This is a genomic window from Pseudomonas ogarae (assembly GCF_014268695.2).
Lineage (GTDB): Bacteria > Pseudomonadota > Gammaproteobacteria > Pseudomonadales > Pseudomonadaceae > Aquipseudomonas > Aquipseudomonas kilonensis.
The window spans coordinates 2,757,575-2,777,229 of sequence record NZ_CP077086.1 but is presented as its reverse complement, the minus strand read 5'-3'; the positions used below and the strand labels follow the sequence as shown (position 1 = coordinate 2,777,229).

The following is a 19,655-nucleotide window of genomic DNA, read 5'->3' as shown; positions in this document are numbered from 1 at the left end:
AAAAAAGCGCCCCTGTCTGGCCTGCCGCAAAATCTTCGCAGCGGCCAGCAGGGAAGCGCACAGCATGATGGGACAGCTATCGACTGGATAGATACGACTGTCTTGGTGGCTCAGTCACAAAGATCACATCCAACTCTCCTTCAGCGCAGCCTGATCAGTGTTTGATCTGAGCAATCTCCGGCTCAACGATCATGCTTTTGTTGGTTTGCTCACCACGAGACCGCGCCGACTCATCAATCCGTAGTAAGCGCATGCCGGAAACACCAGACCAACAACCCACGCCAAATCGATACCCTGCAGGGCCGAGGCGATGGGGCCGACGTAGAGGGACGTATTCATGAATGGAATTTCCAGCACGATGGTCGCGAGGAACACTCCGATAGCGATCCAGTTCACCCGACCGTAGATTCCCGAGGGGTCGAAGATATCCGCAATCTCGTAGACGCCTTTGCGTAGCGCGTAGTAGTCGACCAAGTTGATTGCCGTCCATGGGATTAGAAAGTAGCTCATGAAAAAGATGAAATTCAGAAAGAACTGAATGAAGTCATCCTGGGCCATCGTGCATAACGCAGTGGCAACGGCGCAGATAATGAGCATAAAGCTGGCGCGCACCTTCGCAGTGACCTTGAGCGCAGCAAAGGGCTCGATAACGGTAACCGTCGACATGAAGGCTCCATAGAGGTTGAACACATTAATGGCGATCTGACCATAGAGCACGAATGCCACGGCCAGCAAAGTCCCACCCCCTAGAACGCTAAGCAAATGAAGGCCAACGTTGTCTGAAAAACCTGTGACGCCCTTGGTCAATATCGCACCCAGCAACATCATCCAGCTTCCACCAATGACCGTACCCGCATAGCTGTACCAGAAAACCTGGCGCGCGGAAGTTTGGGTAGGCAAATAGCGAGAATAGTCGGCCACATAAGGGGCATAGGACAACTGCCAAGTCACCGCAATGCTCACTGACGCGAGGAAGCTCGCCAAGTTGAAGCCCTGCGTCGTCCATTGTTCCGCGTCTATTGGCAGCGCAAGGGCGAGCAGGGTCGCGATCCCGAAAAAAACAACCGAGACCAACGACAGCATTTTTTGCAGGCGGTGGATGAGCTTGTAGCCAAACAAGGCTACCAGGAAGCAGAGCAAACCAAGCAGTACAATGTTTGCCTCACTGCTGAGGGGGCTTGAAGCGGCGACTGCTTGGGTGGCCAACAACGTATTACTAACAAAAAAACCCAAGTAGATGAACATTACGAACAGCAGCGGAACAATGGCTCCAAATACCCCAAACTGCGCACGGCTCTGGATCATCTGCGGGATGCCCAATCTCGGCCCCTGTGCAGAATGCGAAGCCATGAATATCGCGCCGATCAGGGAACCGAGCAGGATCGACAAAGCGCTCCAGAACAGGTTCAGCCCCAGGCTGACCGGCAGCACCCCGGCGGCAACCGTGGTGATGTTGGCGTTGGCCCCAAACCACACGAAGAGCAGAGAACGGGGTTCGCCGTGACGTTCGGTTTCCGGGATGAAATCGATGCTTCTTTTTTCTACGTTCATCATGCTCTCCGCTCAGTCTTGGCAACGAGGCAGTTCTCCAGGCGCGCGATAGCTTGCATGAACTCTTCTGGCTGGAAAGCAAGGTGGTCTGGTTCCATCGTACGAAGTGAAGGTGCTGGCTCGCCCCTCCAGCGTCGCAACAGTTGTTCGGTAGAGAGCATGTCCAGTCCGTAAAGCCAGTTGGAGAGAATAAACAAGGCCGAGTAATGGGCTGCGGAAGTCGTCGCCGTACAAGCGTCGGCCACGAGGCTCAAGTGGAAGTCGTTCTGATAGGCATCGAACAGGCTACTCATCACACAGACGTCAGTCAGCACGCCCATCACCACGAGATGTTTGATCCCGCGCTCCTTCAGCATCGGAGTCAGCCGAGTGCCGTGGAAGGCACTGTAGCGTTGCTTATCAATGACAATGTCCCCGGCCTGCGGGGCTAACGCGTCGATGATCTCTATGGCAGATGTGCCAGCGCGATAGCTTGTCGGTTTACCCTCGGCATCTACGGGCTCGCCCAGCGCCAAGCCGAAACCTTGGGCATCGTTGACATGACGGGTGTAGAACAGAGGGATGTTGTTTTTTCGAGCGCAATCAACCAGCGCTGTTGCGTTTTTGATTACTTGATCGAACCGCTCCAGAGTGAAGCCGTCTTCTTTCTGAAGATCGATCACGAGCAAAGCCATGTCTTGGGTCATCAGGTTTCTTCCAATTGCAGAGCACCAGTCGATAGCCGCAAGGCTCGCTGGTCGCTAACGAATGCTCAGGCGCAGGCACCGCAATCGCGGGCTACGGAAAGTTCGAGATTCTCGAGGAAGGATTACCTGACTATTTGCCAAAAACCGTTTTGCTTAGCGGCAACGCAGGAGGGAAGGCGCTTCAGAGTCACGTGGGAAGGCGCAACCGATCGACGTAGAAAGTTCTTCATGGCTCCGCACGGGACTAACGTTGCCCAGCCAAGCAGGCTGATGCGCGTTATGCCGGGTCGAAATGCGGAACTGACCATGACGTAGACTCTTGGGGTTAGTTCCGTCAGGCAAGCAATATGCACGCCATAGTATCGGAAGGCTCGGAAAGCGGCAGAATAGAGCGATATCAGGAATCATCGTGATGTCTTATGGCATTCGGTATGCCGTAACACCGCGCTACGGAACGTAGCACGCAACGCCGAAATGCACCTTTCTGAAACTCCCGTTGCAGGTGGGCAGCATTGGCCAATTCTGTTCCTAGGCGTTTTGCCAGGCGCCTAGCATTACGCTCCATCCGCCGATAATGTTTTCACGGGACGGCGCGGCAAAAGTCGAAGAAAGACTTTTCTTTGGACGAAAAAAATGGACCTCTTTTCAGAGATCCATTTTTTAAATACTTGGAGCGGGAAACGAGACTCTTATCTGGCGTCCGACTCGTTGAAATCTAAGGGGTTTCTTTTCTTGCCGGGGCGGAAAAGACTTGATTCTGGACTTGTTTTTTGAGGGTATCAAGGCACATCGCCGCTCAGTTAATCGTCATGGCAGCGGCGAACTCGACATCAGCAACAGGCAGACGTTGGGCGGAGTTAAGAGCTGGGATTGGAGGAGTATTTTTGGATCACCGTCCAAGGCCTTAGGGGCCAAGGACGGTGAAGATTTCAAAGACCCGGTTTCCGGCGGATCATAAGACTGCTCCGCTTAAGTGACCAGCATTACGACGATGCGGGGCATTTTGTTTGGGCATGCTCAATCTTGGGTGAGTGCCGCACTCAAACCGTATCTGCCCCAGCGTCATCAAACAGTTGCTTGTCGAGATTCAAGACCTTGTCCATTACGTCCTGAGGACTACCCTTTCCCTCAACCGTATGGGTCTTGTAGTTGAAATCGAGTGCTATCCAACCCTGCAACTTTGCCTCATAACTATTAGGGTACTGTGCCTGCTCAATAGCGGGCAACTCCTTATAGTGTTCAAGTGCTGCAGTAAAGAATTTCGTCAGCTTTCCGGTTTCATTATATTCCGCGATCGAATTGGCAACTACCTTCTGCCGCCAGGCATATTCCTGATCGGACGATTCACTCCACGCCGCGCGACGTTCGTTAGTCGTAAAACTTCCACTGTCATCATAGATAATCAATGAGAGCTGATCGCTCGACATACCCGCAAATGGATTTTTGCCACTGCCATTGACAAACTGCGTTGCATTGGCCGCACGAGCCAATAACACAGGATCCTGAGTGTCAGGCACCTCAGCATCATTAGCTTTTTTGTTGATAAAATAACCATCACCGGAAATCTTGCTCAAAAGCTCATTCGCTTTCGCGCCAAGCTCTTTCCTGCTCATACTCGAATCTCTAGCCGCCGCACGCGCGGCACTTTCACTCAACTGTAGAGAGAGTGAAGAAAGGCGACTGGTATCTTTATGACTACCCACATCAGCGCTTTCAGTTGCCACCTGAGTTTTCGTTAGCGATTCATTTTGGCTCGCCGTCACATGGGAAACCTGCGAACCAGAAAACGCATTTGAATTAATTGAACCGACCAAGATAATGTCCTCCCTGTTATCAGCCATTCCTGAAAACGTGGCTAGTAAATTTATTATCGGCAGCACTCATAAAAACTGTAGTGCTTCACGATGAATGGACGAACAAAACCGGCGCAGGCCCAGCGGCAAGGGCAGCCTTTGCGCAAGCAGCCAAACCGCCAGGCCCGGCTTGGGCCTTACTTCATGGTAAATTCAACAGACCAGGCGTAGGTGGAGATATTGGTCGAGGTTACTTTTGCCGTACACACTGCGCCACCGCTAGGTGTTGCCGTATTGTTCCATTTTGGAATAGTCGAGCCTCCTGAGCCGACTGTCCCAACATAGGTTGCCAGGAACGTGCAAGTCTTCCCGCCAATGGTGTAGCGCAGGTTCGCATAGTTGGCAATAGGCGAAAGGTTGCTCTGAACAGTATAGGTGTCAGCACCACCCGCCTTGACAGTAGTCACTGGCTTCGGGACCGAATTTACATTAGTTGTGGCTTCATTATTTGTAATGATCGTGTACGTAGCGTCGGCGGTTCCAAGATTCTTGAAAGTAACAGCTACTGGAGGACCTGCCAGCGCAGAACCTGCCGCCAACATACCAACAGTCAGTACCGACAAAACAGATTTCGACATCTTCATGCACTTATTCCTTTTGATTTAAATTCCATACATACATTTTCATGGCGTAGCGAAACCTCTCCACACCACAACAACTCGATAAAAAGCAAAAACTCACACATTATAGAAACATGAAAGTCCAGACACACCCTTTCCACCGAAGAAGATCAGCTCTGCCATCTAGATGATGAGAAAAATAATGCGTAAGGCGTATGACGTGCTCTTGTATCCCGCAAACACGACAAATCCTAGTGACACACACTATGACATCCCTATCAACAGCAGGACTGTATCATAAACTTTATGACTTCAAATACTAACCCTAGCAATTTTGTTAAAATAGCGAGGATCTCAACTCAACATATCCCGGCGCCAGATTTTCTACCTCAATGCCACCAGGCATGGCCCGCCCTGTCTTTACGACCACCTGATTTGCTCTCTCAGACAAGGTAGGGCGATAAGTCACAATAGATTGCCCATGGCTGTCGCTAGACAGTGCCTCAAGCGGCACCACCAGACCACGATCACGGTGATAGGTGACAATTTGCAGCCTCGCACTCATACCAAGTCGCAATCGCTGCAGTTGCTCACTCGCGATACCCTGTATAGAGGCGATCACCTCATAAAATGCGCCACCAGACGTGGCCTGCGCATCGACCCCCTGTACACCGACGCTCTCAATCTGACCATGCAGCACCATGCCACCGAAACCATCACCGGTAATTTCCACCGGCAGCCCCGCACGGAGTTGGTGAACATCGCTTTCCTCGACCCGTGCGACAACCTGCACCTGCTCGATATTGATCAACTCGAACAAGGGAACGCCTTGACCGACACGCTGGCCTTTTTGTACAAACGGCAGATTAGCGCCACTTCCCTGAGGCGTACGAGAACGGATCACCACGCCTGCGAACGGTGCGAGCACTTCTCGCTGTGCCTGCTGCTCAAGCAGTGATTGATAACGTGACTGAGCGTTGGCCCATTGCATCCGGACTATCTGAAGGTGTTCTTCGCCACCTTTTTTCAAGACTTCGCCGAGTTCCGACTGGGCAGCCGACAGATCTAGCCGTTGCGACCTGACCTGCTGCGCAACTGCCTCCAACTCCATTCGCGGCACAATGCCCTGATCAAGAAGAACTTTGGTTTCTACCAATCGGCGTTCGTTATCTGCCAAGGTGGACTGGACGCTGGAAAGCGTCCGTTTTGCCCGAGCGACATCCTGCCCCTGAGACCAGCTCTCGACTTCCAACACATTGCGCCTGGCGATCAACTGCTCAGCCAAGGCGGAACGCAACTGGATATCCAGTTGCGTCGTATCAAGGCTCAGTAGGCGTTGTCCACGCTCAACACGTTGACCTTCTTTTACCGCAACCTCCGCGACAAGCCCCTCGAAAGGTGACGACATGGTTTGTTGCATCGCAGCCTCAATACGTCCGACAAGTCCCAGTCGATTTTCCAAAGGTTGATAGTCCACCTTGAGCCAACTGGCCGCCGCGACCTGCTCTTGAGGAAGCCGAGATATTGCAATCACCACCGCAACGACCGCCATCACCATACAAGCCGCCATTAGGAGCAAACGTACGTTGCGCCGACAAGCCAATCCGATTTCTTTAATCATTAAGGGCAATATCCCAGCTCGACAATGTGGTGCCCAATGCCTGATCCAGCAGCGTTCTTGCATTCAAGTAGGCTATGAGCGCATCAAGGCTCGTATTTTGTGCGTTACGAAAATCAGTCTCATAACTGATGACTTGAAAATTGCTGGAGCGACCGACCTGTAATTTTTGTCGTTCAATATCAAGTTTTCGGCGCGATAGATCCCGCGCACGCAATGAAATTTCATACTGGCGCCAGCGCGTGCCGACCGTGCGTACCGCGTTCGTGACATCTCGCTCAAGCGTCTGTCGAGCCTCGACTGCCTCAATCCCCTGGTTCTCCAGATTCACCTGAGCACGAACCACCTCCTGTCGACGGTTAAGATCGCCAATCGGAATCTCAACCTGAAGCCCCGCATAGCCCTCCCAGCGACGATCCGAACGCTGCCCCTCTCTATCAGGGTAACGGTCACTGACCTGGCTTGCTCCGCCGACCAATGAGACATCCCATAGCTGGTTATTGCGGGCGACCGCCAGGTTGATGCTGGCTTGTTCATGTGCGATCAACTGCCCAAGGTAAGCAGGCTGCTGCTCCAACGCAGTATCCAGCGCCTGCATTCGACTGAGCTGAACAGGCGTCGCATCCAGTGTTTCTACCGCCTGAATACGCGACTCCAGTCCTAATGCCAAAAGCTGAAGCAACTCCAGGCGATAGGCATCCAATTGGTTTTGGGCCTCTTGAACACCCAGCTCCTGAGTGGCGTAGTCGGCCTCGGTTTGCACAATCTCAAATTCAGCCATACGGCCGGCAGTAATCATGGCTCTGTTGACGTCAAGTAACTGCTGTGAACGGCTTAATGCCTCTGTCGCGATACGCAACTGCTCTTGCGCGCGAAGTACGTCCCGGTAAGACGTGATGATTTGCGTGACGGTTTGAGCCACCGCCGCTTTCAAGGCAAGACGGTTCGTCAGCTCGGAAAGCCTTGCTGAACGCATCGGCGCTGTCGTGACCTCCACTCCAGCCCCCCGAAGCAAGGGCTGTATGAGCGTAAACGTCGCACCATCGCTGCGGGTACGCCCGTCATTATTGCTATCGGTCAACTGATTGGCCCAAGAGAGACTTAGCCGTGTACCGAACTCCCCCAACAGAGTGGTCGTTGGCGACAACTGCCGATAGCGTGAACCATCGCTTTCACTGCGCTCACCCCGATAGTCACCCCTCAATACCAACTTGGGTGTGAACAGGTCCTCTGCGACGCGCAAATCGAACTTCTGCGCAACACGCTCAAGGTAGGCACTACGGATGGAGCGGTTGCTTCGCAACCCCAGATAGACAGCATCGGCCAACGTCAGATTGATTGTTTCAGCCCGCAACGACACAGGGGTACCTGGCATCGATGCCTGAGACGGCGCGAGCGCGGCGAACACCGTCGACGCAGATAGCGTCCACAGCAGCCCCAGCAAGATCGAAAATCTCTTGTGCTCAATCATCTCGCAAGGCCTGAACCGGTTGCAGGCGAGACGCGGTAACGGCGGGATAGAGGCCGAAGAATAGGCCGATAAACAAGGAGCTTCCCACTCCCAGCGGCAGAGATTCAATGGCCAAGGTAAATCGCCACCCTGAAAACCATACGAACAAAAAAGCTGAAAGCAGTCCGACAGCCGCCCCGACCAGTGAGCCCGTCACTGACAAACAGGCCGCCTCCAGAAGAAATAACATTCGAATGTCGCGTGCCCGGGCACCGAGGGCCATTCTCACGCCAATCTCGCGACGACGCTCAGAGACATTCATGAGCATCACATTCATCACGCCGGCCCCTCCGACCAGGAGGGAAATCCCCCCAAGACCGGCCAGCAAATAGGAGAATGTGTTGGATTGATGGGTAAGGCTGTCGATCAGCTGTTGTGGCACGAGAACCTCAACGTCATGACCCTTGAGCACTTCTTCCAGATAAGTACGTAAGTCCTGTGCGCTTTCCGCGATCACTGCACCATCGCGCACCTTGGCAATCACACTGCTGAGTTGTGGAGACGGCTGAAGCCGCCTCATGCTCTCTATCGGTATAAACAACGCTTCATCTACCTGAATCGGGATCAAGGGGTTCGGAGCCTGAGGTCGTGCAATACCGATCACTTCAAACAGATACCCTTCGATCTGAAGCTGCATACCCGCAATCAGCGGCCTGCCCGGTACACCGATTCCCAACTCATGAGCAACCTTGGCCCCTGCGACGATGTAGGTGGCCTGTTGATCGAAATCGGAAATAAAGCGTCCTTGAGCGAGTTTGAGATCCAGGGTTTCGGCTAATCCTCCGGTCGTCCCCAAAACCACCGCGTCGACTGTTCGCCCTGCGTAACGAACTTGACCAGAATGAAATGTCGTTGGGGCCACTTGGGCGATGGCAGGGAGTTTTTTCAGGAGCGAGCGAGTGTCAAGCGTGGGCGGCAGCGCTCGACTGTTGAGCGGCGAGAATGGAAACGACGCCACAATGCTCTCTGCCCCCATCCCCTTGAAAGCCGTCATCGCTTCATTCGCGGCGCTCTGACCGATGTTCAACAGCGCAACAATCGCCGCGCAGCCAACTGCAATGCCCAGCATCGCCAACCACGAACGCCGTCCCAAGAGGCGCAGGCTGTCTAGGGACTCAATCAGTGTTTGCAGATGGCCCGGACCTTGACGATGAAGCGAACCTTCAAGCATCCGTCATCGCTCGTCTGCTCGCAGATTCTTTCAGAATCCCGTCCTGTACCTGAAAACAGCGCTCAAGACGTTCGGCCAACTGCGCATCGTGAGTCACCATGACTAGTGTCACAGCTTTCTCATCGTTGAGGCCGAGCAGCAGATTTATCACGTCATGGGCCGTTGAACGGTCCAAGTTACCCGTCGGCTCGTCGGCAAGAATTAATGAAGGACTGCCCACTAAGGCTCGCGCAATCGCCACACGCTGACGCTGCCCACCGGATAGGTCGGCGGGCCGATGATGAGCTCGATCGGCCAACCCCACACGTGCTATCTGGGCCCGCGCGCATTCACGCGCTTCGCTGCGCGTAAAGCCCCGATAGAAAAGAGGCAGGGCAACGTTATCGAGCGCAGTCAGACGAGGAAGCAGATTGAAACTCTGGAACACGAAACCGATCTCACGGTTGCGTAGCTGAGCGCGCTCGTCAGCCGTCGCCTCGATCATGTTGCGGCCAGCGAACCAGAATTGGCCAGACACCGGACGGTCAAGCAGTCCGAGGATGTTCAGCAGCGTGCTTTTGCCGGAACCGGATGTACCGAGAATAGCGCACGTTTGCCCACGTCGAATATTGAGCGTCACATCGCGCAGAACGGGCATGTTGTGCCCCGCCATAGGATAAGACTGGCAGACATCGCTCATGGCGATGAGTGTATGTGTCGACTGTGGCTCCATGCCGAACCTCTTTTCTCCATTGATCCAGCCGTCTGACCAGAGGTTTCGCGAAGCGACACATCAGGGGGATGCACTTCTTGAGGCGAGTGTATTTACCACAAAAATCGGAAAGAAGGAAAAAGCATCCCCCCATCGCACTGGCGAGGCGCCCACTCGCTTCGATATCCCATCGCCATGAGTGAAGGCATTTCCCAAACACGAAAAAAAGCCACTCATCTGAGTGGCTTTTTTCTGAATCTTGGAGCGGGAAACGAGACTCGTATCTGGCGTCCGACCCATTGAAATATAAGGGGTTTCTTTTCTTGCCGGAGCAGGAAAAGACTTAATTTTGGACTTGTTTTTAAAGTACTTCAACGGTCAAAAAGGGGTTTATTCCAAGCTGCGCTACTGGATTACATCCGTAGCCAATTGGACGAACGCGCGCCGCCGTTACGAACGGTGAGCCTACCAGAACGGTAAATAACATGATGCAACGCCTGACCGCGCCCAACCTCAATACATTCCCAAAACCAGTGGGCGCGGCTCGTGTTCGATGAGTACACAGAACTTTATGGCGCTGCGCTGGCTCAACGATTGAGGAATTGAGCGGCTAGGGTGATGATGAAACTCGGAACCCACCGAACCAAACAAGAACCTGCTGCTCCATCCGCGCCTTCTGCCACCCCCGGCACGAAACGCAACCCGTTCGGCCTAGCCTAGGCCTAGAACTGTGCTCTCCTGTTTTCGAAGGCTGACGAGGCCCACATCAAGCGGTACAGCTGCATTTTGCTCGGGAACTCTTGATAGTAAACCATGCCAACGCAGGTCAAGGCCGGTTGCATGATATACAAGTCGCGATCACACAAGTCCGGCTTTTGTTCGGCAAGACGGTCTAACGTCAATTACTCAAAGCCGATCTGGCGATTGCAGACTTGACGTCGATAATAAGTCTAGGAAGAACAAAACACTCAGCGCGATTGGTCGATCCGGGTGAGCCCTGCCAATTTTATTTACAACGAGAGTTGCCGTAGTAATGTAAAGGCCTGCTTCATTTGGTCTTCACTGACGACGAACGCCCGTAGCTGCCCTGCCATGTCCAGCCCTTTGGCTACCAGCCCCTGTGCCTCAAGGTTGATCTGCCATTGCAAGTCCTTCCGGTTGGTTTCTCCGGCCAGGTGCAGCGGCATTTCTGGGGTCTTGATCTTCACCAGCATCGCCGGGAACTTCACTTGCTCATCGCCACCAAGCACATTACTCGCCAGGGTCATGGCGCTTAACTGAATGGGTTGTAGAAACGGCAGCAGCTTGCCCTGGATTTGCGCGCAATCGCCAACGGCAAATATGTGTGGGTCAGAGGTGCACATGCGTTCATCAACTTCAATGCCACGATCAACCCGTAGGCCAGCCTGCGCCGCTAACGTCGTATCAGGTTTCAATCCGATTGAGGCAATGATCACATCGGTGGTGATTTGCCGGCCATTGGACAAAGTCGCCAACAGGCTATCGTCTCTCTTTTCAATGGATTCCAAAGCCTGGTTGAACACCATTTCCACCCCCATCTGGCATAACCGATGCTGCAAGCGGCTACTCACCTCAACAGGCAGCAACGATGCCAGCAGGCTGCAGGACTTATCCATCAGTACCACTTGCTTTCCGGCACGATTGACATCCATTGCCAGTTCACTGCCAATCAAGCCGGCTCCCAGAATCAGTACGCGCTCTGCCGCTCTCAGAGCATGTTGTGCATGACGGTATTCTTGCTGACTGTTCAAAGTCACCAGCCACTCCCGTCCGGGAATCGGCGGAACGATGGCTTGCGCACCCGTGGCAAGAATCAGTTTGTCGTAGCTGAATGCCTCACTACCGGCGCTGATACGCTTGTTTACGCGATCTATTGCAGTCAGCTGGCAACCGGCATTAAGGGTTAACCGATACATCTCGGCAAACTCCGCAGCAGACTGACGAGTCATGTCGTCCGCTGTCTGATTGAGACTGATGACGTGACTCAGGTCGGGCTTGTTGTACTCATCGCAACTGTCTGCAGCGATCAACCGAATGGGCACCGCTGCATCGAGCCTGCGCAAGTTCTTGACCACCTGACGAGCCGCGAAGCCGGAGCCCACAATGACAATTTCCTTGTTCATTTCGCCTCCGAAGCCAGCTCATCGAATACCGATTTACCCAGTGAACATTCCGGGCACAGGAAGTAATCAGGCACATCACACCAGGCCGTACCGGCCTGCACATCCTGCATCGGCTCCCCGATCGCGGGATCATAAATCCATTGGCAGACACTGCACCGCATACGCAGGCCGTTGTCCGCGCTCGGTTCTGCCTGGGCAGTTGCGGTGGCTGCGGCGGGTGCGACATGTGCATCCGTCGATGGATGCAGCGCCCATTGCCGAGCGATTTCACGGCCATGAGCTCGGCAAACCTCAAGCGAGTCACCGTCTGGCCGCCACTTGGCTTTGAGCGCCAATGTGGTTTCAAAACCAGCGTCCATCAAGCGCGTCTGGATACGGTCCACCGCCCCACCATTCCAGCCGTAACTGCCAAACGCCGAAGCCTTTTTGTTACGAAAACGCAGACCGGTTATTTCCTCCAGCAGGGCAGCGACTTTCGGCATCATGACGTTGTTCATGGTGGACGAGCCCACCAGAACACCTTTTGAGCGGAACACGTTGGTCAGAATCTCATTCTTGTCGTGGCGCGAGACGTTGAAAATCTTTACCGCCACACGCGGATCGCCGTCGTGAATGCCTTGTGCGATGGCATCGGCCATCATGCGGGTGTTGTTCGACATGGTGTCGTAGAACAGTGTGATGCGGTCCTCTTGATAATCCGCTGCCCATTCCAGATAGCGGTGTACAATCTGCGTCGGATTATCACGCCACACCACGCCATGCGCGGTCGCAATCATATCGACCGGCAGGTTGAACCCGAGGATCTCAGTAATCTTAGGAATGACCAGGCGACTGAATGGCGTGAGGATGTTGGCATAGTAGCGTTGGCACTGATCGAACAGTTCGTTTTGATCCACTTCATCATTAAACAAGTGTTCGTCACAGTAATGTTGGCCAAAGGCGTCATTACTGAACAATACGGCATCACCGGTCATGTACGTCATCATGCTGTCCGGCCAATGCAGCATCGGAGTTTCCACGAAAACCAGCTGTTTGCCATTACCGACATCCAGGGTGTCGCCGGTATGTACAACGTGGAAATTCCACTCTGGATGATGGTGATGACCGTTGATCGAGTCCACGCCATTGGCGGTGCAATAGATCGGCGTATTCGGGATCAGCGACATCAACTCTGTCAGCGCCCCTGCATGGTCCTCTTCGGCATGATTGATGACGATATAGTCCAGCGTGTTCAGGTCGATTTCCATCGCCAGGTTCTGTATGAACTCCCGGCTGAACCTGTGATCGACGGTATCAATCAGTACGGTCTTTTCTTCCCGGATCAGGTAGCTGTTGTAACTGCTACCTTTGTGGCATTTGTATTCTGTGCCATGAAAGTCCCGTACTTCCCAATCGCGCTGACCGACCCAATGGATATTGTTCTTGACGTGAATTGACATAACCTACCTCGGTAAAAAATGATGTTCTACACCGAAGTTGGCAATGTTCGTGCCAGATAATAAGACATTGATTTTAAAGGAAAAATAAAACAACTATTGTCAATATGACATTACCCGTTTACTGTCTTTATGACTAATCATTGTCAAAGTGACAAAACATGAGTCTGTCCGTTGAATCCTTGGCGCGCATCGCTATTCAGTTGCAAAGCGGCATTTCCCATCAGGATCGCTTTCAACGTCTAATCAATACCTTGCGCCAATTGCTGGGTTGCGACGCTTCTGCCTTGTTGCGTTATGAACAGCGACAGTTCCGTCCGCTGGCGATTGACGGCCTGGCACCGGATGTTCTGGGACGTCGCTTCAGCCTTGATGCGCATCCGCGACTGGAAGCCATCGCTCGCGCCGGTGACGTGGTGCGCTTTCCGGCAGAAAGTCATTTGCCTGATCCCTATGACGGACTGATACCGAGCCGGCAGGACCTCAAAGTGCATGCCTGCATCGGATTGCCGTTGTTCGCGGACCAGACACTGATTGGTGCGTTGACGATCGATGGCATGGACCCGGCACAGTTTGATCACTTCAGCGACGAAGAGCTGCGACTTGTGGGAGCCCTCGCTTCTGCTGCCTTGGCCAATGCATTGCTGGTGGAGCAACTGGAAAGTCAGACAATTACGCCTCTCTCCATCAGCAATATCCCGGCGGGCAAACCCGGCACCGAAATGGTCGGGCTCAGCGAAGTCATGCGACAGTTGAAGAGAGAGATCGAAATGGTGGCAGGTTCCGACCTGAACGTCTTGATCACTGGAGAAACCGGAGTCGGCAAAGAACTGGTCGCCAAGGCCATACATGAAGGTTCATCACGCGCAGGTCAGTCTGTGGTTTATCTGAACTGCGCTGCGCTACCGGAATCAGTGGCTGAGAGTGAGTTGTTCGGTCATGTCAAAGGGGCTTTTACCGGTGCAATCCATCATCGCACCGGCAAGTTCGAAATGGCTGATAACGGCACACTGTTTCTCGACGAAATCGGTGAACTGTCATTGAATCTGCAAGCAAAACTGTTGCGGGTACTGCAATACGGCGACCTGCAACGGGTTGGTGACGATAACGTCTTGCGGGTCAACGTACGGGTGCTTGCCGCGACCAATCGTGATCTGAAGCAGGAGGTGTTGAACAATCGGTTCCGTGCAGACCTGTTCCACCGTTTAAGCGTATTCCCTGTGCATGTACCACCACTGCGTGAGCGTGATCAGGACATCACGTTGCTAGCGGGTTTTTTCTGCGAGCAGAGCCGGGAACGCATGGGATTGAAACGGGTGGCTTTGGCTGCCAACTGTCTGTCGTTGCTCAAGCAGTACACGTGGCCAGGAAACGTTCGCGAACTGGAGCACGCTGTTTATCGGGCGACGATCATTGCCCGTGCGACCCAGCAAAGTGACGAGCTGCTGCTTGAAGCACAGCATTTCAATCAAGTTCCCGAGCAGATGGTGGCGCCGCCTGTTGCTCTGGATGTTCCTTCCCTCGGCGTTGACCAAGGTCTGCGGGATGCGACGGATGACTTCCAGCGTCAGCTGATTGATAACACGCTGAATAATTGCGCAAGGAAATGGTCTGCCTGTGCTCGAATGCTGGATATGGACGTAGCTAACCTGCACCGACTGGCGAAGCGGCTTGGTTTGAAATAACACTCACGGCCGATCAGGGCTCAATTCAACCAGAACCAAGCATTGATCGACTGGCCGATTGCAGGTCAGTCAAGGCCCGCTACCGACACCGGCAATGCTCCAGCACCTCCTACCCGGACTCCGCCGATATTTGGCGCGCCCTGCAGAACTCGATTTAATTTAGCGGTTGCACCCAGAAGCCTCCTACGGGAGGAATGGGGTGGCAAGGGCGGGTGGATATGATTGACTCCGAGCTCCTCATAGTCACAGCAACAATCATTTCAGCAAAGCCATACCTCAATGATGTTTTCTTTCTTTTCGAGAACCTATTTTTAATTAATCAACCCGGATATATTGCCGAGCGCACACAGGGCTTTGCTGACGTCCAGCATATCCTCCACGCCCTATTTTAATTTCATTATATTTTAGCGACTTACACAACACAAACTTAAAGGAAGGGCCATGAAGATAATTAATCAGCACTCAACCCCGGGTATTGCGAATACGACACACTTAGCATGCATCAGTTAATTATCCACTGGCGACAATTAACCACACACCCTCCAATACATCCTGATAAAATTGAACGAATGCCCAAAATGGCAAATCTAAAAATCTAATAAAGGTGAAAAGAGCGTTTTTTCCACAACTCGGCTCCCCACCGACAATCAACAGCACATGAAGAATGTGAGTACCGATAAATTCACCCTAATAATATTCAATGCGATGCCTGTTGAATAAACCGGAAGCGGGTCGTTTCGAATCTGCTTCGTAGTCTGAGGTAACACTGATGAAAAGGATTCTGGTTCCACTGCTGGCCCTGAGTGCCGCGCTGACGTTGCAGTCAGCTCAAGCCGTTGATGGCGAGGCGCTCTTCAAGAGCAAAACCTGTGTTGCCTGCCATATGGTCGACGCCAAAATGGTCGGTCCAGGTTACAAGGAAGTGGCGGCCAAATACGCTGGCCAAGCCGACGCATCGGCAACCCTGGTCAAGAGCATCAAAGAAGGCAGTACGGGCAAATGGGGGCCAATCGCAATGCCGGCCAACCAGGTGACCGACGAAGAAGCGAAGACCTTGGCCGACTGGATCCTGACGCTGAAGTAAGAGAGCCCAATAAAAAACACCCACACCGCAGAAGCGAGCCCGCTCTCTTCTGCGAACCGGGTCGCTCGACTACATTGTCGGGGTTTGCTGTAAAAGCGCCAGATCGATATCCTCAAAACGCAACACCCTGCCGCCCTGCTCGCTGGCCAGATTGCGTGCGGTGGCCTCCTCGGAAAATGACGCCAGAACTACACCCATGGAACCTTTAAGCTGAGTGCCGACGACATAGTAGGCTTGGGTTGCATCAATCAGAAAATGGTCGTCGGGTTTCTCCCATGCACTTTTCCCCATATCGTGCACATACAATTTTGCCTCAGTGTGGTGATTCTCCGGTTGAAGCCACCATCCGAGCATTTCCGCAGTGGAGCAAAATTTCTTGATCGTGCCCTTTTCCACGACCTGACCTTTGGGGCCCGGAAAGTCGGTGATGACCATCCCGCAGACATGACACTCGTCACTCTGATGGAAGGCCACGGGTCCAAGGGTTTGCTTCTCCTCTGCGCGATCGTTGCACGCCGCCAATACCAAACTGGTAATGATGACGACCAGGACACGGGCCCCGGTTAGGTACCAAGTGTTCATTTGAATCTCCCGAGCTTGGAAAATCAGGTCAGCCGACGGCGAAACATCCAGTAAGCCAACAGCAACAGAACGCCGACCCAAAGCAGCAGGCAGCCCCACAACATTGAACCCGGCACCGGCAGATCGCTGCTCAACGCCATAAGGCCGACGGCATTGCCGCTGCCCTCGAAACCGGAAAGGTTGATCAAGCGATAGACGTCAGTCGGGTTGAGCAGCAATAACCAGGGCAACAGGTCCGGGTTGAACCGGCCTTTACTGAGGACCAGCAACGCCAGCAGCGCCAAGTCAAACACCAACACGAAGAGGAACCACACCCCCAGCGCCATTCCGGCTGCGCTGGATTTTTCGCTGGCCTTGCTGCTCAGCACGTAAGCCAGCGCCAGGAACACCCAGCCCAACAGCGTGGAGGAGACCATGAAGCGACCGAACGCCCAGAACAGCATTCCCAACTCGACATCATCGACCAGTAAGGCAATGGCCACGGCGGCACAGCCAAATCCGATCAGCGTGGCCAGCGCCAGGATCAGACCGTGACCGACAAACTTGCCCAACAGGATTTGTCCACGCCCCAAGGGGTAGGTCAGCAACAGCATCAGCGTCCCGCCCTCGTCCTCGCCGACGATCGCGTCATAGGCCAATAGCAAGGCAATCAGCGGCACCAGGAACGTCGCCAGGCTGGCGAGGCTGGCGATGGTGGCCGGAATGGAAGTGAAGCCCACTTGCCCGGAAGCCGCCGCACCGAGCCAGGCGATACCCACCGCCAGAATGGCGAACAACAGGCTGATAGCCAGTAGCCAGCGATTGCGCAGCCCGTCGCTGAACTCTTTACCGGCGATACTCCAGATCTGCATCATGGCTGGGTGCCTTCTGTGCCAGTGGTCGCACGACTCATGTAGTAGCCATAGAGGTCTTCGAGGGACGGTTGCAGTATCTCGATGTCCTGCGGTTGATCCTCGTGGAACAACTGGCGCAGTAGATCAACTTTGTAGCCATTGACAGCCATCACCTCGATCCCGTTGCCGCCCACCGCTGTGGCGGTGTGCCCGGCGGCATTCCAGCGCTGCAACCATTGCTCGCGTCGGCAAAGACCACTGGCCCGGATCCGCGCCGGCAAGTCGGCGTCTTCACGCAGTCTGGACAGACTCCCGATCGCCTGTAAGCAGCCATTGGCCAGGATGGCCGCACGGTTGATATGCGCTTCGACACCTGCCAACACATGGGAGCAAAGGATGATGCTCGCGCCCTGTTGGCGCAGACGGTCGATCAATAGGTAAAGATCCTGGGTAGCGATCGGGTCCAGCCCCACCGTGGGTTCGTCCAACAGCAACAAGCGCGGCTCGCCGAGCACCGCCTGAGCCAGGCCCAGACGCTGGCGCATGCCCTTGGAATAGGTTTTCACCCGACGGTCTGCGGCCCCCGCAAGCCCGACCTGCTCGAGCAAATCGTCCACTTGCGTCAGGGCGGCTCCTTTGAGGCGGGCGAAATACCGCAGAGTTTCGCGGCCACTGAGTTGCGGGTAGAACGTCACGTTTTCCGGCAGGTAACCGAGTTGGCGACGCACGTCGGCTTGTGCGGGTCGGCAGCCAAGTACGTGCACCTGGCCGGCGCTGGCCTTGAGCAGGCCAAGGATCAATTTCATCACCGTGGTCTTGCCCGCACCGTTGTGGCCAAACAAGCCCAGCACCTCGCCTTCGCCCAGACTCAGGGTCAGATCGTGCAGCACGGTCATGCTGCCGTAACGCTGGCTGACCTCTTCGATTTCGACGGCGATCATAAGGTCGGCCGCTGTGTTTGGGGCATCGTCGGAAGGTTCATCAGGGGGAAACTGTCTTTTACCCCCGGTGATTTCGTCACGGGGAAACTGCTCTGAACCCAACGCAATAATTGAACGCTCGGGCTATTCATCAACAGACGGACCTGCGGATACAGCCACAGCAGACGGTCGACGTTGTCGTTGGGTTCGTAGATCACGTCGCCCACCGCATCGTTATTGCGATCCCAACCCAGGTAATCACTCCAGTAATTGCCCCGCCCCTCGGCCGACCATTCCTGCAAGCGGGTGGCGACGTATTTGACTTGCTGCTGATTGTCGACGAAGGCGTTGTCGGCGATCCGGTTGTCTTCGGAGCCTGCGGTGAGGTGAATGCCCACGGCACTGCGCTCGAAGTGGTTGTGTTCGATGACATTGAACAGCGAGTTGTAGATAAACAGCGCCTTGCCTTCGGCACCGCTGACCATACCGCCATCGGCGGAACCGCTGCGCACGTCGCTGACGAAGTTGTCGCGCAGCTCGGAATAGGTGATGTAGTTCATCAGGATGCCATAGCTCTCGTCCTGCTCGGAACGGTTGCCAATCACCGTCAGCTTGCGGCTCTGCATCAAGGCATAACCGGTGCGTGTCCGGCGGGTGGTGTTGCCGAGCAACTGGTTGTCGTTGGCGTACATGTAGTGCACGCCATAGCGCAGGTCTTCCAAAGTATTGCCCTGCAGCAGGTTGCCGTTCGAGGTATCGATGTAGATCCCGTCCCGGGTCTGTCGCACGTGATTACCGATAACCTTGGCGCCGTGCACGGCATACAGATGAATCCCATTGCCGCGATCCTGGGAGCGAATGCTCGGGTCGCCTTCGATATCGTTGTCAATCAGGCTGACGTCGTGGGTGCTATCCACCCAGATGCCGAAGCCTGGTCCTTTCATGCGGTTGTTGCGTATCACCGCACCCTGGGCTTTGGGACCGATGAAAATCGCTGAGTTCATGGCCGTCATGTCGCGCCCCCAGTCGCGCAATGTGCAGCCCTCGATCCGCACGTCGGGAGCGCTGATGAACACAGCGTTGCCCTGCCCCTCGCTCTGGATCACCGCGCCCGGCTCACAGATAATCTGCATCGATTGATCGACACTGAACGAGCCGCGGTATTCCCCCGCCGGCAGGTGCCAGCGTTGCTCGGCGTCCAGCTTCAACGGCAGCGTGGTGATGGGTTGTACTGCCGCCAGCGCGCTGCCACCTGTCAACAGCGACGCCAGCACAATGACCTTCATCGGGGTTGGCTTGAATGGGGTCATTGGCCTGCGCTCCTGACGATA

The 19,655-nt window shown here is 54.4% G+C and carries 16 protein-coding genes and 1 pseudogene; 3 read left to right on the top strand and 14 right to left on the bottom strand.

The genetic code is table 11. The features are described from left to right. Positions 1 to 189: 189 nt before the first annotated feature. Both HU749_RS12335 and HU749_RS12330 read right to left on the bottom strand, forming a co-directional pair. A complete protein-coding gene (locus HU749_RS12335) occupies positions 190 to 1,551 on the bottom strand; it encodes a purine-cytosine permease family protein (protein WP_046062102.1) in 1,362 nt (453 codons plus the stop codon). Further along, positions 1,551 to 2,237, bottom strand: a complete 687-nt coding sequence (locus HU749_RS12330; RefSeq protein WP_095962673.1) for a cysteine hydrolase family protein — start codon at positions 2,235 to 2,237, stop codon at positions 1,551 to 1,553. Before HU749_RS12330 ends, HU749_RS12335 begins: the two co-directional genes overlap by 1 nt. Positions 2,238 to 3,025: 788 nt before the next feature. Between HU749_RS12330 and HU749_RS12325 the strand changes: the two are divergent. Then, positions 3,026 to 3,214: pseudogene (locus HU749_RS12325) on the top strand (IS4 family transposase); the annotation flags it as partial. A 63-nt stretch (positions 3,215 to 3,277) separates the two neighbouring features. On the opposite strand, the gene HU749_RS12320 reads toward HU749_RS12325, so the two are convergent. From HU749_RS12320 to norV, 8 genes are all read right to left on the bottom strand, one after another. Beyond that, the gene (locus HU749_RS12320; RefSeq protein WP_225919160.1) at positions 3,278 to 4,051 is read right to left on the bottom strand and encodes a hypothetical protein; all 774 of its coding nucleotides are present in this window, start codon (positions 4,049 to 4,051) and stop codon (positions 3,278 to 3,280) included. A 176-nt stretch (positions 4,052 to 4,227) separates the two neighbouring features. After that, entirely contained in the window at positions 4,228 to 4,674 is a 447-nt protein-coding gene (locus tag HU749_RS12315; protein WP_079302855.1) for a hypothetical protein, read from the bottom strand. A gap of 313 nt (positions 4,675 to 4,987) precedes the next feature. Further along, positions 4,988 to 6,271, bottom strand: a complete 1,284-nt coding sequence (locus tag HU749_RS12310; protein ID WP_186651972.1) for an efflux RND transporter periplasmic adaptor subunit — start codon at positions 6,269 to 6,271, stop codon at positions 4,988 to 4,990. After that, entirely contained in the window at positions 6,264 to 7,739 is a 1,476-nt protein-coding gene (locus HU749_RS12305; protein ID WP_186651974.1) for a TolC family protein, read from the bottom strand. Before HU749_RS12305 ends, HU749_RS12310 begins: the two co-directional genes overlap by 8 nt. Further along, positions 7,732 to 8,949, bottom strand: coding sequence for an ABC transporter permease (locus HU749_RS12300; RefSeq protein ID WP_095973914.1), 1,218 nt, complete (start codon positions 8,947 to 8,949; stop codon positions 7,732 to 7,734). Before HU749_RS12300 ends, HU749_RS12305 begins: the two co-directional genes overlap by 8 nt. After that, positions 8,942 to 9,661, bottom strand: a complete 720-nt coding sequence (locus HU749_RS12295) for an ABC transporter ATP-binding protein (RefSeq protein ID WP_079302859.1) — start codon at positions 9,659 to 9,661, stop codon at positions 8,942 to 8,944. Before HU749_RS12295 ends, HU749_RS12300 begins: the two co-directional genes overlap by 8 nt. Before the next feature lie 989 nt (positions 9,662 to 10,650). After that, positions 10,651 to 11,784, bottom strand: coding sequence for an NADH:flavorubredoxin reductase NorW (gene norW / locus HU749_RS12290; protein ID WP_060613719.1), 1,134 nt, complete (start codon positions 11,782 to 11,784; stop codon positions 10,651 to 10,653). Continuing rightward, entirely contained in the window at positions 11,781 to 13,223 is a 1,443-nt protein-coding gene (norV, locus tag HU749_RS12285; protein WP_060613718.1) for an anaerobic nitric oxide reductase flavorubredoxin, read from the bottom strand. The genes norW and norV overlap by 4 nt, the downstream gene beginning before the upstream one ends. Positions 13,224 to 13,381: 158 nt before the next feature. Between norV and norR the strand changes: the two genes are divergently transcribed. Both norR and HU749_RS12275 read left to right on the top strand, forming a co-directional pair. Continuing rightward, complete coding sequence (gene norR / locus HU749_RS12280) at positions 13,382 to 14,905, top strand: nitric oxide reductase transcriptional regulator NorR (protein WP_060613717.1); 1,524 nt, start codon at positions 13,382 to 13,384, stop codon at positions 14,903 to 14,905. A gap of 769 nt (positions 14,906 to 15,674) precedes the next feature. Beyond that, on the top strand, positions 15,675 to 15,989 hold the full coding sequence (locus HU749_RS12275) for a c-type cytochrome (RefSeq protein ID WP_025214358.1): 315 nt from the start codon (positions 15,675 to 15,677) through the stop codon (positions 15,987 to 15,989). A gap of 69 nt (positions 15,990 to 16,058) precedes the next feature. Here HU749_RS12275 and HU749_RS12270 read toward each other — a convergent pair whose 3' ends face one another. Genes HU749_RS12270 through HU749_RS12255 form a run of 4 tightly spaced genes read right to left on the bottom strand, consistent with a single transcriptional unit; the run spans position 16,059 to position 19,634 of the window. Further along, positions 16,059 to 16,571, bottom strand: coding sequence for a nitrous oxide reductase accessory protein NosL (locus HU749_RS12270; RefSeq protein ID WP_025214359.1), 513 nt, complete (start codon positions 16,569 to 16,571; stop codon positions 16,059 to 16,061). 23 nt (positions 16,572 to 16,594) lie between these two features. After that, on the bottom strand, positions 16,595 to 17,425 hold the full coding sequence (locus HU749_RS12265; protein ID WP_025214360.1) for an ABC transporter permease: 831 nt from the start codon (positions 17,423 to 17,425) through the stop codon (positions 16,595 to 16,597). Beyond that, positions 17,422 to 18,345, bottom strand: coding sequence for an ABC transporter ATP-binding protein (locus HU749_RS12260; RefSeq protein ID WP_060613715.1), 924 nt, complete (start codon positions 18,343 to 18,345; stop codon positions 17,422 to 17,424). Before HU749_RS12260 ends, HU749_RS12265 begins: the two co-directional genes overlap by 4 nt. Further along, positions 18,342 to 19,634, bottom strand: a complete 1,293-nt coding sequence (locus tag HU749_RS12255) for a nitrous oxide reductase family maturation protein NosD (protein WP_025214362.1) — start codon at positions 19,632 to 19,634, stop codon at positions 18,342 to 18,344. Before HU749_RS12255 ends, HU749_RS12260 begins: the two co-directional genes overlap by 4 nt. Positions 19,635 to 19,655 lie beyond the last annotated feature (21 nt).

Coding starts and splice junctions, on each gene's coding strand:
- HU749_RS12335 (WP_046062102.1), bottom strand. CDS start 1,551: ATGAACGTAGAAAAAAGAAGCATCGATTTCATCCCGGAAACCGAACGT.
- HU749_RS12255 (WP_025214362.1), bottom strand. CDS start 19,634: ATGACCCCATTCAAGCCAACCCCGATGAAGGTCATTGTGCTGGCGTCG.
- HU749_RS12310 (WP_186651972.1), bottom strand. CDS start 6,271: ATGATTAAAGAAATCGGATTGGCTTGTCGGCGCAACGTACGTTTGCTC.
- HU749_RS12305 (WP_186651974.1), bottom strand. CDS start 7,739: ATGATTGAGCACAAGAGATTTTCGATCTTGCTGGGGCTGCTGTGGACG.
- HU749_RS12260 (WP_060613715.1), bottom strand. CDS start 18,345: ATGATCGCCGTCGAAATCGAAGAGGTCAGCCAGCGTTACGGCAGCATG.
- norW (WP_060613719.1), bottom strand. CDS start 11,784: ATGAACAAGGAAATTGTCATTGTGGGCTCCGGCTTCGCGGCTCGTCAG.
- HU749_RS12295 (WP_079302859.1), bottom strand. CDS start 9,661: ATGGAGCCACAGTCGACACATACACTCATCGCCATGAGCGATGTCTGC.
- HU749_RS12270 (WP_025214359.1), bottom strand. CDS start 16,571: ATGAACACTTGGTACCTAACCGGGGCCCGTGTCCTGGTCGTCATCATT.
- HU749_RS12275 (WP_025214358.1), top strand. CDS start 15,675: ATGAAAAGGATTCTGGTTCCACTGCTGGCCCTGAGTGCCGCGCTGACG.
- norV (WP_060613718.1), bottom strand. CDS start 13,223: ATGTCAATTCACGTCAAGAACAATATCCATTGGGTCGGTCAGCGCGAT.
- HU749_RS12300 (WP_095973914.1), bottom strand. CDS start 8,949: ATGCTTGAAGGTTCGCTTCATCGTCAAGGTCCGGGCCATCTGCAAACA.
- HU749_RS12315 (WP_079302855.1), bottom strand. CDS start 4,674: ATGAAGATGTCGAAATCTGTTTTGTCGGTACTGACTGTTGGTATGTTG.
- norR (WP_060613717.1), top strand. CDS start 13,382: ATGAGTCTGTCCGTTGAATCCTTGGCGCGCATCGCTATTCAGTTGCAA.
- HU749_RS12330 (WP_095962673.1), bottom strand. CDS start 2,237: ATGACCCAAGACATGGCTTTGCTCGTGATCGATCTTCAGAAAGAAGAC.
- HU749_RS12265 (WP_025214360.1), bottom strand. CDS start 17,425: ATGATGCAGATCTGGAGTATCGCCGGTAAAGAGTTCAGCGACGGGCTG.